The following is a 13,635-nucleotide window of genomic DNA, read 5'->3' on the forward strand; positions in this document are numbered from 1 at the left end:
ATATAGGCAACCGAATCCCCGACAGCCGGAGTCGGCGCCAGCGAAAGATCGACAATGCCAAACGGAACGCCCAGACGGCGGCTGGCTTCCTTGCCGACCATCTGGCCCATGCGGGTAATTTTAAACGCGGTGCGCTTGATCAGGTTGGCAAGCTCATCCATCGTGGCGTGCTTGCTGGCCTTGGCCAGAACGGCACGGACGACGCCCGGGCCGGATACGCCGACGTTAATGACGCAGTCGCCTTCGCCTGCGCCATGGAAGGCGCCGGCCATGAACGGGTTGTCTTCCGGCGCGTTGCAGAAGACAACGAGCTTGGCTGCGGCGATGCAGCTGTTATCCGCGCTGATTTCCGAGCAGCTGCGGATGATGCGGCCCATCTGCTTGACCGCGTCCATATTGATGCCAGCCTTGGTGGAGCCGATATTAACGGAAGAGCACACGTGCTCCGTCTGCGACAGCGCGCGGGGAATGCTTTCAATCAGTTCGTTGTCCCCGTGCGAATAGCCTTTCTGCACCAGAGCGGAATAGCCGCCGATGAAATTGACGCCTAGCTTCTGCGCACAGCGCTCGAGTGTCAGAGCGTATTCGACCGGATCGCCGCCGGAAGCGGCCACAAGCATTGCGATCGGGGTAACCGAAATGCGCTTGTTGACGACCGGAATGCCGTATTCTCGGCTGATATCGTCGCCGACTTTGACCAGATTCTTGGCCAGACGGCAGATTTTTTCTTCAATTTTCGCGCAGGAGGCGTGAATGTCCGCGTCCGCACAGTCGAGCAGAGAAATGCCCATGGTAATGGTTCGGATATCCAGGCATTCCTCGTCGATCATTTTGATGGTTTCAAGAATATTTTTTGTCTGCATGGCGGCCTCTAAATCGTATGCATCGCTTCAAAGATTTCCTGGTTCATGACGCGGATGACCAGTTCATTTTCCAGTCCGATCGCTTCCATGCCCTGTGTAAACTCATCAAAGGTAGTATCCATGCGATCCATGTCCACGATCATGGTCATGGAAAAGATGCCGTCCAGAATGGTCTGCGCGACTTCCAGAATGTTGACGCCATGATCGGCACAGGCATTGGCGGCCAGCGCCAGAATGCCTACGCGGTCCGTGCCGACTACACTGATAACTGCTTTCATCTCGTTGTCTCCTTATTTTTCTCTCTCGGGTTCTGGCCGCCAGCCGCTCTTATGGAAAGAAGCCGGCTGCGGCCTTTTCGATTTCCCTTTCCTAGCGATCCGATTTCCAGACCGCCGCGACGGCTGTTCCAAAGCGGACAGCCGGGTTAAAAAAGAGCATCGTCTGGATGCTCTCGTTCAGGTTCAAGTTTACCGAATGTACAGGCAATCAACGAAGTTCAAATGAAGTTTTCGCGTATTTTGCCAGTTCCGTCGGTTCGTAAGCGCTTTGAAGCCCTTCCACATTGCAGTCGTACTCACCGGGCATGAATTCAAAGTTTTCCTGTTTTTTCAGCAGATCGATTACTTCTTTTGTTTTTTCTTCGGAAAGCGAAGCCGTTTTAATAATGCGGATAATATCCTCCTTGTCCATGAGGACGGCCTGCACTTTCAGATTTTTCTGCGCCAGGAATTCGTCTTTGGCTTCACAGTCCTGAATGTTGAAATAGAAGTCGCACGTATCGAGCGGTCCGCCTTCCATCAAGAAAATCACAATGCCATTGGTCTCGCACACTTCGACCGTAAACGGTTCGGCCGCCCGCTCAAGCTGGGCATCGTTCCATTCGTCATCCTTGACCGCCAGAATCAGTTCGCCGTCCGCAAAATCCGCAACGGCGCCTTCTTCAATCGGCCAGGGGAATTTTTCCAGTTTTTTCATACTATTCAGTATACGGCGCCCCGCTTCATTTCGTACCGTTCATACCGCCCGTTCTCTGCAGAGCAAAGAAAAAGGCCGCAGCTTTTCGAGCCGCAGCCTTATGGATATACTTTTTAAATTCGATCCATGGAGTTTCTCCATGAAAAACGGGGGAAGAATCGACTAGATACCGAGGGCTTTCTGCGCAGCGGTAACGATCGCCATCTTGTAGATTTCTTCTTCGTTGGCACCGCGGGAAAGGTCGTTGATCGGCGCATTCAGACCCTGCAGAATTGGGCCTAAAGCTTCCCATCCGCCCAGACGGGCAGCGATCTTGTAGCCGATGTTTCCGGAAGAAAGGTTCGGGAAGATGAAGGTGTTGGCATGACCGGCAACTTTGGATTCCGGTGCTTTCAGTGCAGCGACTTCCGGTACAACGGCGCAGTCAAACTGCATTTCGCCGTCTACGTCAAAGTCGAGCGGCATACGTTTCAGACGAGTCGTCGCCTCGTCCATCTTGGCTACGCAGTGACCGGTAGCGGAGCCGAAGGAAGAGTAGGAAAGCATGGCCACTTTTGGTTCTACGCCAAACTTGCGGGCAGTGTCTGCTGTCTGAATGGCGATTTCTACGAGTTCATCCGGGTTCGGGTCGCGGTTGATGGCGCAGTCAGCCATGAACAGCTGTTCGTTGCCTTTAACCAGAATAAATGTGGAAGAAACGATGGACTGACCTGGAGCCGTCTTTACCAGCTGGAGAGCCGGACGTACGGTATCGGCTGTGGAATAGGTCGCACCGCCAAGCAGACCGTCCGCATAGCCCATTTTAACGAGCATCGTGCCGAAGTAGTTGGTGTGGCTCAGCGCTTCCGCAACGGCTTCACGGGACATTTTTCCTCGACGGAGTTCAACCATTTTTGTGATCATGGCTTCCTTGTCCGCAAATTCGCTTGGAGCGATCATTTCGATGCCGGTGAGATCAAAACCGTTTTCCTTTGCGCAGGCTTCAATCTGCTCTTTTTCACCGAGCAGGACCGGCTTCAGGATGTTTTCTTTCGCAAGACGAACGGCAGCGCCCATAACGCGTTTGTCCCAGCCTTCTGTAAATACGATCCGGACATCCTTGCCGCGGATCCGTTCAGCTAATTTTGAAATAATCATGTTCTGTTTACCTCTGTGTGTATGGATTTCCATCCACCAATATACCATTGTGCTGTTGATTTGCCTAATTGGTCCATTCTTTCACAAACTGCTTTATTTTCCCCGAAAAACAGGATGTTTTCAGAACTTGAGGACCTCTTCTTTCAGGCGTTCGACCATCTGGTCGGCCGGGATTTTTTCAATAATTTCTCCCTTGCGGATCAAGAGTCCTTCGCCTTTTCCGCCCGCGATTGCAATGTCCGCGTGACGCGCTTCGCCAGGTCCGTTAACCGCGCAGCCCATGATGGCTACGGTAACGGGTTTGCGTAGCGTCTGCAGCCACTGTTCCATTTCATCGACGACCGGTTTCATGTCCCACGCCGTCCGGCCGCAGCTCGGGCATGCGATCAGATTGGGCACGTCGGCGAGCAGCCGGCAGTCCTTGAGCAGTTCGCGCACGATCGGCAGTTCCTTCTGCGCGTCGCCGTTGACCGAAATGCGAATCGTGCTGCCGATGCCTTCAAGCAGAAGCGGGCCAAGCGCGAGCGTCGATTTGATCGCCGACGTCATCTGCGTGCCGGCTTCCGTTACGCCAAGATGAAGCGGATAGTCGAACGTTTCGCTCGCCAGCCGGTACACTTCCATGCAGAGCAGCGGATCGCTCGACTTGAAGGAAAGCACAATATCGTAAAAGCCGAGATCTTCCAGAATATCCACGTGGCGGCGCGCCGATTCAATCATGCCTTCGGCAGTCGGCTTGCCATACTTGTCGTGAATGTCCTTTTCGAGCGAACCGGAGTTGATGCCGATTCGAATCGGGATGTGTTTTTCCTTGCAGGCTTTTACGACGGCTTCCACGTTCGCGCGGCTGCCGATGTTGCCTGGATTGAGCCGGATTTTGTCCGCGCCGGCTTCAATGGCGGCCAGCGCCAGTCTGTAGTCGAAATGGATGTCGGCGCAAAGCGGAATGTGAATCGCCTTGCGGATCGTTTCGATCGCGCGCGCATCGGAGAAATCCATCACCGAAACGCGAATGAGCTCGCAGCCCATTTTTTCAAGTTCGAGAATCTGGGAAATGACTTCGTCAGTATGATCGGTCTTGATGGAGCACATCGACTGCACCACCACATGATTGTTTCCGCCGATCTGCACATTTCCCGCAAATACCGGTCTTGTTTTCGTTCTGTGCACAGGGTATCATCGCCTTTCCTGAATCTATTTTACGGCCTGCAGGGCAGGCATTCCTCTTGGAAAATCACTTTGTCTTCTATTTTTTCCTCTGGTTTTCGCAAAGTCTTCTTTGGCGCATAAAATTTCCTGCACTGGCTAAAACAGCTGGCCGCAAAAGCAGTATTTTTTCGGCCGTTCCGCAAGGGAACCGGCAAAATCTGCTGGAAACTCCATAGCCTGCCTCTATGCGCAGTTTAAGAAAGGGCCGCAGGCGGGCGCCTTTGACGGCTCTGCTAAAATTAAGTATAGCCTGTCTGGGGGCGCATTCCTTTCTGCGCCTTCGGCTTGCCGGACAAAACGACGCCGTGCAGACAGAGACAGACTTTTTCTTCGAATCCTGCAGATCGCAAGTGCAGCCGCGAAAAGCCCGCCATCCAGAAAAGAGGCATCGGTCCAGACGCGTTTTTTGCCTATGGCGGTCTGCCTGACTAGAAAGGATGAACTATGGACGAAAAATTTGAACTTGTTTCTCCTTATCCCCCTGCCGGTGATCAGCCGCAGGCCATTGCCGAGCTGGTCGAAGGCATCCAGGCCGGCAAGAAGCATCAGGTTCTGCTTGGCGCCACCGGTACCGGCAAGACCTACACCATTTCCAACGTCATCGCGGCGGTCAACAAGCCCACGCTCGTATTCGCCCACAATAAAACGCTCGCCAGCCAGCTGTACGCCGAGCTGAAGGAATTTTTCCCGAACAACCGGGTGGAATACTTCGTTTCCTACTTCGATTATTACCAGCCGGAAGCGTACATGCCCAAAACCGATACGTACATCGATAAAAACACGAAAACTAACGAAGAGCTCGACATGCTTCGCATGGCCGCGGTCAACTCCGTTCTGCACCGGCGCGATACGATCATCGTCGCTTCGGTCGCCTGCATTTACGGTGCTTCGGACCCGGCCCAGTACGAAAACATGATCGACACGATCCGTGTCGGCGAGCAGATTGACCGTCAGAGCCTGCTCTCCCGTCTGATCGCCCAGCAGTACAAGCGCAACGACATGGAACCGGCGCGCGGTACGTTTCGCGTGCGGGGCGATGTCATCGAAATTTCCCCGGGCTATACGGACCGCTTTTTAATCCGCATCGAAATGTTCGGCGATGAAATCGAGCGGATCTGCGAAGTCAACCCGCTCACCGGCCAGCTCATTCAGGCGTACAACCTCTATAACCTGTATCCGGCCAGCGGCTACGCCACGAGCATGGACATCATGGAACGCGCCGCCAATTCCATCGAGGCGGAACTTGAAGACCGTCTGGAATATTTTGAAGACGCCGGCAAGCCGCTGGAAAAGGAGCGCCTCGAACAGCGCTGCCGCTACGACATCGAAGCACTGCGCGAATTCGGCGTGTGCCCGGGCATTGAAAACTATTCCCGGCACATCGACGGCCGCAAAGCGGGCGAAACGCCGTACACCCTTTTTGACTATTTCCCCGACGACTTTCTGATGATCGTCGATGAATCCCACGTTTCTCTGCCGCAGATCCGCGGCATGTTCAACGGCGACCGCGCCCGCAAGCAGACGCTGGTCGACTACGGGTTCCGTCTGCCGTCCGCTCTCGACAACCGTCCGCTGACGTTTTCGGAATTTGAAGAAAAGGCCCCGCAGTCCATTTACGTATCCGCCACGCCCGGCGACTATGAACTCGAACAGACCGAAGGCGAAATCGTCGAACAGATCATTCGTCCGACCGGTCTTCTCGATCCCATCGTTGAAGTCCGCCCGACCGAAGGACAGATCGACGACCTCGTCGGCGAAATCCGCGACCGCATCGCCAAAGGCGAGCGCACGCTCATTACCACCCTTACGGTACGCATGGCCGAAGACCTCACCGAGTATCTGAAAAATCTCGACATTAAGGTGGCCTGGCTGCATCACGAAGTCAAAACGATCGAACGAACCGAGATCATTCAGGATCTGCGCCGCGGCAAGTACGATGTGCTCGTCGGCATCAACCTGCTTCGAGAAGGCCTCGACATTCCGGAAGTTTCCCTGATCGCCATTCTCGACGCGGACAAGGAAGGCTTCCTGCGCTCCAAGCGCTCGCTCGTTCAGATCATCGGCCGTGCCGCGCGAAACGCCGAAGGCAAAGTCATTTTGTACGGCGATTCCATTACCGAATCCATGCGCTACGCGATCGACGAAACCGCCCGTCGCCGTTCCATTCAGATGGCGTACAACGAAGAGCATGGCATCGTGCCGAAAACGATCATCAAGCCGATCCGCGAAGTCGTTCATTCCAAGGAAACGAAGGAAATGACGGCCCGCTACCTGCGAAGAAAGCAGAAGCTTTCCAAAAAGGATACGGCCAAATACATTCAGGAACTCGAAGCCGAAATGCGGCAGGCCGCCAGCGATCTCGAATTCGAACGCGCAGCCGAACTGCGCGACATGATTCTCGAGCTCAAGGCCGACGCCTGATATCAGACGAAGCCTGCATCCAAAAATCAGAAAAGCAAAAAGCGATAAGCAGCAAGCAATAAGCAATAAGCAATAAACGAAAAGCCGGAAAATCCAAAAACAGAAAACACGGAAAATCCGTCCGACAGCCAGACCTGCAGAACACAGCCCGCAAAAAAGGATCCCGCAGGAACGTGCCGGCAGGAATCCGGCCAAGTTCCTCGATTTCCCGTTAAAAAATGGTGCATTCTCCAAACCATGGAGCGTGCACCATTTTTCTGTTTCTTTTTATGTCCTTGTTTCCTTTCGCAAAACTGCTGCGAAGGGACAGTTTCTTTCTTAATGAGGCATCAGGCTGAAATACAGACCGATCAGGGCGGCAATGCCGATCACAGTCCAGAAAATCCATTTGCCATACGGCGTTTTCTTTTTCATAGGTCTCCCTCTCTTTCAGACAGGCGTTTTCATTTCTGTCTTCATTGTAAAAAGAGGGCTTGCCGTCAGTCGGCCATTTGCCTGTTATCCTCAGTCCAGAAAATGGGTTCCTTTCCGTGTTCCTGCAAAAACTGGTTGGCTTTCACGAAATGATTGCACCCGAAAAAGCCGCGGTTGGCCGAAAGCGGCGAAGGATGCGCGGCTTCCAGCACCAGATGATTCGGATTGTCAAGCAGCGCCTTCGCCTTGCGGGCGTGACCGCCCCAGAGCAGAAAGACGATCGGCTGATCCTGTTTGTTGAGCACCCGGATCAGATCGTCCGTAAATTTCTGCCAGCCGATTTTTGAATGGGAAAGCGGCTGGCCCTGCTCCACCGTCATAATCGAGTTGAGCAGCAGCACCCCCTGCGCCGCCCAGTCGGACAGATTGCCCGTGCGATACACCGGAACCTGATATTCCGCGCTCAGTTCCTTGTAAATGTTCTGCAGGGAAGGCGGAATGCGCACCTGTGAAGGCACTGAAAAGGAATATCCCTGCGCCTGACCCGGTTCGTGATACGGATCCTGACCGAGAATCACGACTTTGACCTGATCGAGCGGAGTCATTTCCAGTGCCTTAAAAATGTTTTCCTTTGCGGGGTAGACGGGAGAAGACGCGTACGCCTGTTCGAGAAACGCCCGAATCGGTCCTAACGTTCCGTTTTGAAGTTCTTCTTCCATGACATCTTTCCATTCCATGCAGTTTCTCCCTTCTCCAGCACGTCTGTACACGCCCCTTCGATTTGGAAGGGGGGCTTTGCCGGCTGGCTGTTTTCTGTGCCTCGTCTTATCATTATAGCCATGACGAATACATGCATGCAGAAAGTCGAGGAAATGGAACGGCACAAAGGCCTGAACCATTCTCTCGATCAGCTGAGAGGATGGCTGGCCGAAGACTTTGGCCCCTCCCCTTTCCCCCATTCGATTCACGTCGCCGGCACCAACGGAAAAGGTTCCGTCATCACCTGGCTGGAACTGCTGCTCGCCCAGAAAGGCTTGGGCACCGGCGCTTTCATTTCCCCGCACCTAGTGGTTCACAGCGAGCGGTTCCGTCTGAATCAGAAGCCGATTTCCATGGATCGATGGGAAGAACTTTACGACCGGTACGCCAGAACGTTTAAAGCGCGCGACATGACGATGTTTGAAATGGATCTCTTCATGGCCTGCGCCCTCTTTCAGGAAGTCCGCCCCGATTTTGTCCTCATGGAAACCGGTCTTGGCGGAACGCGCGACGCCACCACGGCTCTCGACTATCCGTGGGGCATCATCACATCGATCGGCCTGGATCACATGGGGCTGCTCGGTTCGACCAAAACCGAGATTGCCCAGGCCAAAGCGGGCATCATTCAGGAAGGCATGACTCTAGTTACCGCGGAGCAGGATCCCGCCTGCCTGCGCGTATTTCAGGACGCTGCCAAAACGAAGCACGCGACTCTGATCGAAATTTCGCGCGATTTTTCCCCGCTTGATCCCCTGTGGAATCCGGCACTTCCCGCCTATCAGAAAGAAAACTATCTTTGCGCGCGAACGCTGCTCGAACAGGCCGGCTTCTCTTTCACGCCAGACGAGCAGAAACAGGCCATCGATCGCTTTTTCTGGCCCGCCCGCTTTCAGATCGTCCGCAGCCATCCGCTGCTTTTTGTAGATGGCGCCCACAACGCCAACGGCATAGACGCCCTCTGCAAAAGTCTTCAGGAAGGCGGCTGGAGCATCGATCAGATTTTCTTTTCCGTTCTTGCCGACAAGCAGGCCCGCGAAATGATCGCAAGGCTGCAAACGATTGCGCCGGACATTCATCTTGTCCATTTCGAATCGCAGCGTCTGGCCCGGCTCGATACGCTCGCGCAAAAGGAAAACCTCGATGTTCTTTCCTTCGATACGCTGCTTGAGCGCCTGAAAAGCACGAATAAAAATACTCTCGTATGCGGTTCGCTCTATTTTGCAGGAGAAGTTCTTCAGGCTCTGCATGCGGCCATTGACCAGGCCCCCTCTGCCTGAGTCAAAGCCGGACTTGCGCGGATCCGGCTTCCCCTCATTCCGGCATTTCCGCGATTCTGCAATTCTGTGTTGCTGCATCCCGGGTGACTTGCTGTTTCTAGGCAAAGACGCCTCTTCGAGGTCGGTTCGAAGAGGCGTCTTTTTTATCGGTTTTATTTGTATTTTTCGTATACTTTCCGCTTTGTTTTCGGTTTATGTACTCGCTTTGGGGATCGGCTTCAGGCTGCATGCGAGGAGCGCAGCTGCGTGCGGGCACTGAGCGCTGGAAGCAGACGCATGCTCAAGAACAGCATAATGGAGTTGAGCGGCCAGGCGATCAGGTTTTTCAGCAGGCGGCCAGTCACCAGAATCCAGTACGGCGTGCCGTAAAGCATGGTCAGCACCAGGGGGGTAAGAATCACGTTGCAGACCAGAATGGCCACCGCCTCCCCGAGAACGATGCGCCATACGCTCACATTTTTCTGTCCGTAAAAGAACAGGGTGTAAATGAGCGCCTTGACCATGAGCACCATCGCGTAAAACGGCATGTACGGTCCGGTCGGATGGGCGAGAAAGCCGAGAAGATCCGCCACGAAGCAGAAGATCAGATTGGGCAAGAACCCGTAGAGCGCGCAGCTCAGCGCGAGCGCGATGAACGAGAAGCGAATCTCAAGCGTCGCACTCAGGGAAATCGAAAACATATTGAGCACCACATACAGGGCGCAAAGCATCGCCATGCCCGCGATGGAACGGACGGACAGACGGGCGCTTTTCCATTCGAAAAGCGATTTGATTTTCATGACATATTCCTCCTTTCCTCGTTGCAGAAAAAAGGAGGGTTCCTTCTTGTGCAGCGGGATGCAGGAAACAAACCGCAAGGGTAACCCTTTTCGTTGCCGGACCGACTCCCCATTTCCGGCACACTTGACGCCTGTTTCCTTACTCTGTCGCATGCACTATAGCCAGAGGCTCTCCACTCTGTCAACGAAGCCCGCCGGACCGTGCAAGTTCCGACTCGCTTTGTATCAAAAAACAGGCGGCCTTTCGAAAGACTCCGAATAGACCGCCTGTACAGGAACAAAGCGTTATTTTTCAGGAATTCATCAGCTCGAGCGCTTTCTGGAACACCGTATCGCTGTCGTAGCCTTCGGTATTGATCTTTTCCGAGACTTTCTGGACGAGCAGCGCGAACGTTTTCGCATCCGCTTCGCCGGTCGTTTCCAGATCGTTATCGCTCTGGAACTGGCGCAGAGCCGCTTCGCTTTCGGGCGAATAGTAATTGTCGCCGCGTACCGCCGGATAGCCGAGCTCGCGCAGGAAAATCTGCAGTGCCGCGGCGTTGTCGTTCACCGTATCCGGCCGGATCGGCTCTTCGTCTTCGTTCATCAGCCGGTAGCCGACGCTCTGGTATTCTTCGACTTCAACCGGTACGTCCGGTTCGATGCCGACCATGTTGACCGACGTTCCGTTTGGCGTCAGCCATTCGGCGACGGTGTATTTGAGCGTAGTTCCGTCCTCAAAGACTTTGTTCAGCTGTTCCGTGCCCTTGCCGTACGTTTTCGATCCGATCGTCGTGACCTTGTCCGGGATCTGATCTTTCAGAGCGCCGATCAGCACTTCCGAGGAACTGGCCGTCAGCCCGTTCTGCAAAATGTACACGTGATCAAAGTTCGCCTGATAGCTGTCATCGGCGACGGTAATTTCGCGCACGGTGCCGTCACGCAGCTTTTCCTTGAACAGCACGCTGTCGGCAGGCAGAAACGCGGAAGCGATCGTCTGCATGGCGTGCAGATAGCCGCCGGTATTGCCGCGCAGATCGAGGATCAGATTTTTCGTGCCGGCTTCTTCCAGGCGCTTGAACGCCTCAACCGCGTCTTTTCCCGAATTCTGGGAAAAGGACGAAAGATTCACCAGACCATAGCCGTCTTCGACATCAAACGCGACTGTGGAATCGTATTGGGCCGGGGTAAGATCCATTTCCAGCGTCTGGCCGTCGCGGCGCACCGTAAGGTGCACCGATGTATTCGGCTTGCCCTTAATGTATTCGATGATCTGATCGAGCGGCGTTCCCGTTCCGTCAAGATCATCGATTTTCAAAATTTCATCGCCGGCTTTCAGTCCAGCTTCATCCGCCGGCGAATTGATAAAAATCGATTTCAGCCGCATCGGCTGCCCGGCGTTCTGATAGCAGACCACTCCCAGGCCGACATTGTTTCCAGCGAGCTGCTGGCTGTAGTCGGTCGAACGATCGAGCGGCAGGTACATCGTATGCGGATCGTTTTCGAAACTCGTCATGCCCTCGAGCGCCTTTTCCGTCAGCTCGCTGTCGAGATTCGGGTTGTCGGCGCCGTAGTACCATTCGTTTTCCAGAATGTTCTTCACTTCTTCATACTTGGTGGTATCCTTAACCGCCTGTGCCTCGCTGGCCGCTCCCATGAAGCGATAGCCGGAACAGCCCGCCAGAGAGAAGCTCATCAGCACGCCAAGTGTCAGAGAAAGGCTTCGATTTACGATTGAATGCATCGTTTTCTTCAAAATAGACCTCCTTGGCACGGATTTGCGCTTTCAGGGCGCCGATCCATGCGCACAGGCAAAAGCCCGTATGCACTATACCACGCCCGTATTTCAAACAAAACGTGCCCGAAAGGGCACGCTTGGTAAATTCAATTCGGTTTACTCGCCGGGACGGTCGTCTTTGGGATGGAACGCCTTTGCCTGCGCCTCGTCGGCTTTTTCATCCTTGCGCGCCTGCTTATGATCTTCACGAATCGCTTTGTGAAGCTTCTTATCCAGGCTTTTGTCATGATGGAAGACGTTTTCCTTTTTCGCCTTGTCCGATCCGAGCCAGCGCCGCTTGCGCAGATACAGAATTTCGCCGGCCGCAATCACCAGCATCACTACAATAATGACCGCATATCCATGGCTGTATTTGATCAGCGGCATGTCCTGGAAGTTCATGCCGTACCAGCCGGTCAGGAACGTCAGCGGCAGGAAAACCGTCGAAATGATCGTCAGCAGCGTACTGACTTTGTTCTGGCGGTCCGACAGCTGCGTCTGCCGCAGATTCCAGATCTGGGACGTATAGTCCTTGATCGTGCTTGCCAGATTTTCGAGCTGCGTACTGTTGGCCAGAAACAGCGAGATCATCGCGTTTTCATTGGGCTGATCCTGCGGGATGATCGTCTCCTGCATCGTATGGCCGACCGCGGTCAGCTGCAGGTAGTAGTTGCCGAGAATGTTCATGTCACGCCGTGTCATCATGATGTAGCGTTCCATGCCCGATTCCTTGTTTTCGAAAATGTTTTCCTCAATCGTTTCGAGCTTTTCGTTGTAATCCTCAAGAAAGTACACATCTTCCTGAATCATGTAGTTCATGAAGCGCAGCAGAAACTGAAAGGCGCTGCAGATATCGAGCGTGTATTCGTCCATAAACGCCTGCAAATAGCTGTGAAACGCCTTTTCGTCGCTGATAAAGCAAAGACTGTCATTTTCCAGAACAAACGCAAAGCTCATGCGATCCGCGATCGGCTGTTCCTTGCGCGGAATGACAAACGTACCCGAAAGCACGCCGCGATCGTACAGAATGCGGCAGAAGCGAATCGGATGACTCAGATCCGGCAGCGTTTCGCCGGTGAAATATTCCGGATTTCTCTTGCGGGCTTCCTCGCTGCTCAAAATCAGCAGCGCCTGATCGGGATGCGCCCTGTTCCAGCAGATATTCATAAAATGCACACCTCTTTTTAAGTCCACTCTACCTGTCTTTTAGCGGCGCGAAGGCTGTGAAAACCGAAAAAGCAGATCGCCGTTCCAATCGATACAGATTCAGGCTGTACCTTCTCTGTCTTTTCCAAAGAAAAATAAGCAAAAAAAATCGGAGGAAATTCATCCTCCGTTCCTGCTTTCTTCCTCTTCGGTTCGTTCACTCTTGGGAACATATCGAAGTTCGACATCATACCCGAGACCTTCCATGATCTGAATAAATGTCTTATTCACCAGCCCGTCTTTTTTCTTAATGATGTGATTGACGTACTGCGACGTCACGCCCAGTTTCTCGGCGAGTGTACGCTGAACAAGCCCTGCTTCCACGCACTTGACTTTAATGTCAACCTCCAGATTGTTCCGTATCATGATCAACTTCTCCTGTCCTTATGATATGAATTATACAGTTTTCATCTGATTTGAATATTATTTTTTCCACAAATAAGTTGAGTTCAATCATATTAATACAATCGTGCCAATCATCGACAGTACGTCTGAACTTGACTGAAACAAGCAAAACGGACAAAAGAAGCAACGATTTCGGATACATTGAAAGGAATCCGGTAAATCTTTCCCGACACTTTTTTCTGCCGATTTTTACAAGTTCCAGTCGGATTCGGACCAGACCGAACATTCAAAAAAGCGAACAAAACGTGCACTTTCCGATTTCGATCTGTGGATTCGAAGAAAATTGCCAGTTAAAAAAATAAAACGAATACCTGATCGTAAAAAAGCGGATACCTCTTTAATTCCATGAACCGAGAAAGGTATCCGTATAGTTTCTAAAAATGGTGGAGCGTAGGAGGATCGAACTCCTGACCCCCTGCGTGCAAAGCAGGTGC

General features: G+C 53.2%; 12 protein-coding genes and 1 riboswitch. Of the genes, 2 read left to right on the forward strand and 10 right to left on the reverse strand.

Annotated elements, in window-relative coordinates; genetic code table 11:
• The 5 genes from ACLUYS_RS06620 to ispG form a co-directional block, all read right to left on the reverse strand.
• Positions 1-863, reverse strand: an 863-nt coding sequence (locus ACLUYS_RS06620; protein ID WP_412659429.1) for a DUF711 family protein, incomplete at its 3' end; no start/stop codon positions are given.
• Between the two features lie 8 nt (positions 864-871).
• Positions 872-1,141, reverse strand: a complete 270-nt coding sequence (locus ACLUYS_RS06625; protein ID WP_230268104.1) for an ACT domain-containing protein — start codon at positions 1,139-1,141, stop codon at positions 872-874.
• Positions 1,142-1,349: 208 nt separating this feature from the next.
• A complete protein-coding gene (locus tag ACLUYS_RS06630) occupies positions 1,350-1,838 on the reverse strand; it encodes a hypothetical protein (protein ID WP_288338731.1) in 489 nt (162 codons plus the stop codon).
• A 162-nt stretch (positions 1,839-2,000) separates the two neighbouring features.
• Positions 2,001-2,975 (reverse strand): phosphate acetyltransferase, encoded by a 975-nt coding sequence (gene pta / locus ACLUYS_RS06635; protein WP_230268106.1) that lies wholly within the window; start codon positions 2,973-2,975, stop codon positions 2,001-2,003.
• 120 nt (positions 2,976-3,095) lie between these two features.
• A complete protein-coding gene (ispG, locus tag ACLUYS_RS06640) occupies positions 3,096-4,145 on the reverse strand; it encodes a flavodoxin-dependent (E)-4-hydroxy-3-methylbut-2-enyl-diphosphate synthase (protein WP_230268107.1) in 1,050 nt (349 codons plus the stop codon).
• Positions 4,146-4,628: 483 nt separating this feature from the next.
• On the opposite strand from ispG, the gene uvrB reads away from it, so the two are divergent.
• A complete protein-coding gene (uvrB, locus tag ACLUYS_RS06645; protein WP_412659430.1) occupies positions 4,629-6,605 on the forward strand; it encodes an excinuclease ABC subunit UvrB in 1,977 nt (658 codons plus the stop codon).
• A 479-nt stretch (positions 6,606-7,084) separates the two neighbouring features.
• Here the strand turns inward: uvrB and ung are convergent, their stop codons facing one another.
• Positions 7,085-7,756, reverse strand: a complete 672-nt coding sequence (ung, locus tag ACLUYS_RS06650; protein WP_412659431.1) for a uracil-DNA glycosylase — start codon at positions 7,754-7,756, stop codon at positions 7,085-7,087.
• A gap of 135 nt (positions 7,757-7,891) precedes the next feature.
• On the opposite strand from ung, the gene ACLUYS_RS06655 reads away from it, so the two are divergent.
• Entirely contained in the window at positions 7,892-9,055 is a 1,164-nt protein-coding gene (locus tag ACLUYS_RS06655) for a bifunctional folylpolyglutamate synthase/dihydrofolate synthase (RefSeq protein ID WP_288876184.1), read from the forward strand.
• Positions 9,056-9,273: 218 nt separating this feature from the next.
• Here the strand turns inward: ACLUYS_RS06655 and ACLUYS_RS06660 are convergent, their stop codons facing one another.
• From ACLUYS_RS06660 to ACLUYS_RS06675, 4 genes are all read right to left on the reverse strand, one after another.
• Positions 9,274-9,834 carry a folate family ECF transporter S component gene (locus tag ACLUYS_RS06660; RefSeq protein WP_230268111.1) on the reverse strand — a complete coding sequence of 187 codons (561 nt, stop codon included), beginning with the start codon at positions 9,832-9,834 and terminating at the stop codon, positions 9,274-9,276.
• A gap of 49 nt (positions 9,835-9,883) precedes the next feature.
• A riboswitch (THF riboswitch) is annotated at positions 9,884-9,983 on the reverse strand.
• A 143-nt stretch (positions 9,984-10,126) separates the two neighbouring features.
• The gene (locus tag ACLUYS_RS06665; RefSeq protein WP_288876188.1) at positions 10,127-11,569 is read right to left on the reverse strand and encodes a S41 family peptidase; all 1,443 of its coding nucleotides are present in this window, start codon (positions 11,567-11,569) and stop codon (positions 10,127-10,129) included.
• A gap of 138 nt (positions 11,570-11,707) precedes the next feature.
• On the reverse strand, positions 11,708-12,757 hold the full coding sequence (locus ACLUYS_RS06670) for a CorA family divalent cation transporter (RefSeq protein WP_230268113.1): 1,050 nt from the start codon (positions 12,755-12,757) through the stop codon (positions 11,708-11,710).
• A 159-nt stretch (positions 12,758-12,916) separates the two neighbouring features.
• The gene (locus ACLUYS_RS06675) at positions 12,917-13,162 is read right to left on the reverse strand and encodes a helix-turn-helix domain-containing protein (RefSeq protein ID WP_230268114.1); all 246 of its coding nucleotides are present in this window, start codon (positions 13,160-13,162) and stop codon (positions 12,917-12,919) included.
• Positions 13,163-13,635 lie beyond the last annotated feature (473 nt).

The sequence above is a fragment of the Allobaculum sp. genome, assembly GCF_047010065.1.
In the GTDB taxonomy this organism is placed as follows: Bacteria; Bacillota_I; Bacilli_A; order Erysipelotrichales; family Erysipelotrichaceae; genus Allobaculum; species Allobaculum fili.

What these genes read in the sequence shown, in the direction of transcription:
- ACLUYS_RS06625 (WP_230268104.1), bottom strand. Translation starts at nt 1,141, where the DNA reads ATGAAAGCAGTTATCAGTGTAGTCGGCACGGACCGCGTAGGCATTCTG.
- ACLUYS_RS06630 (WP_288338731.1), bottom strand. Translation starts at nt 1,838, where the DNA reads ATGAAAAAACTGGAAAAATTCCCCTGGCCGATTGAAGAAGGCGCCGTT.
- pta (WP_230268106.1), bottom strand. Translation starts at nt 2,975, where the DNA reads ATGATTATTTCAAAATTAGCTGAACGGATCCGCGGCAAGGATGTCCGG.
- uvrB (WP_412659430.1), top strand. Translation starts at nt 4,629, where the DNA reads ATGGACGAAAAATTTGAACTTGTTTCTCCTTATCCCCCTGCCGGTGAT.
- ung (WP_412659431.1), bottom strand. Translation starts at nt 7,756, where the DNA reads ATGGAATGGAAAGATGTCATGGAAGAAGAACTTCAAAACGGAACGTTA.
- ACLUYS_RS06655 (WP_288876184.1), top strand. Translation starts at nt 7,892, where the DNA reads ATGGAACGGCACAAAGGCCTGAACCATTCTCTCGATCAGCTGAGAGGA.
- ACLUYS_RS06660 (WP_230268111.1), bottom strand. Translation starts at nt 9,834, where the DNA reads ATGAAAATCAAATCGCTTTTCGAATGGAAAAGCGCCCGTCTGTCCGTC.
- ACLUYS_RS06670 (WP_230268113.1), bottom strand. Translation starts at nt 12,757, where the DNA reads ATGAATATCTGCTGGAACAGGGCGCATCCCGATCAGGCGCTGCTGATT.
- ACLUYS_RS06675 (WP_230268114.1), bottom strand. Translation starts at nt 13,162, where the DNA reads ATGATACGGAACAATCTGGAGGTTGACATTAAAGTCAAGTGCGTGGAA.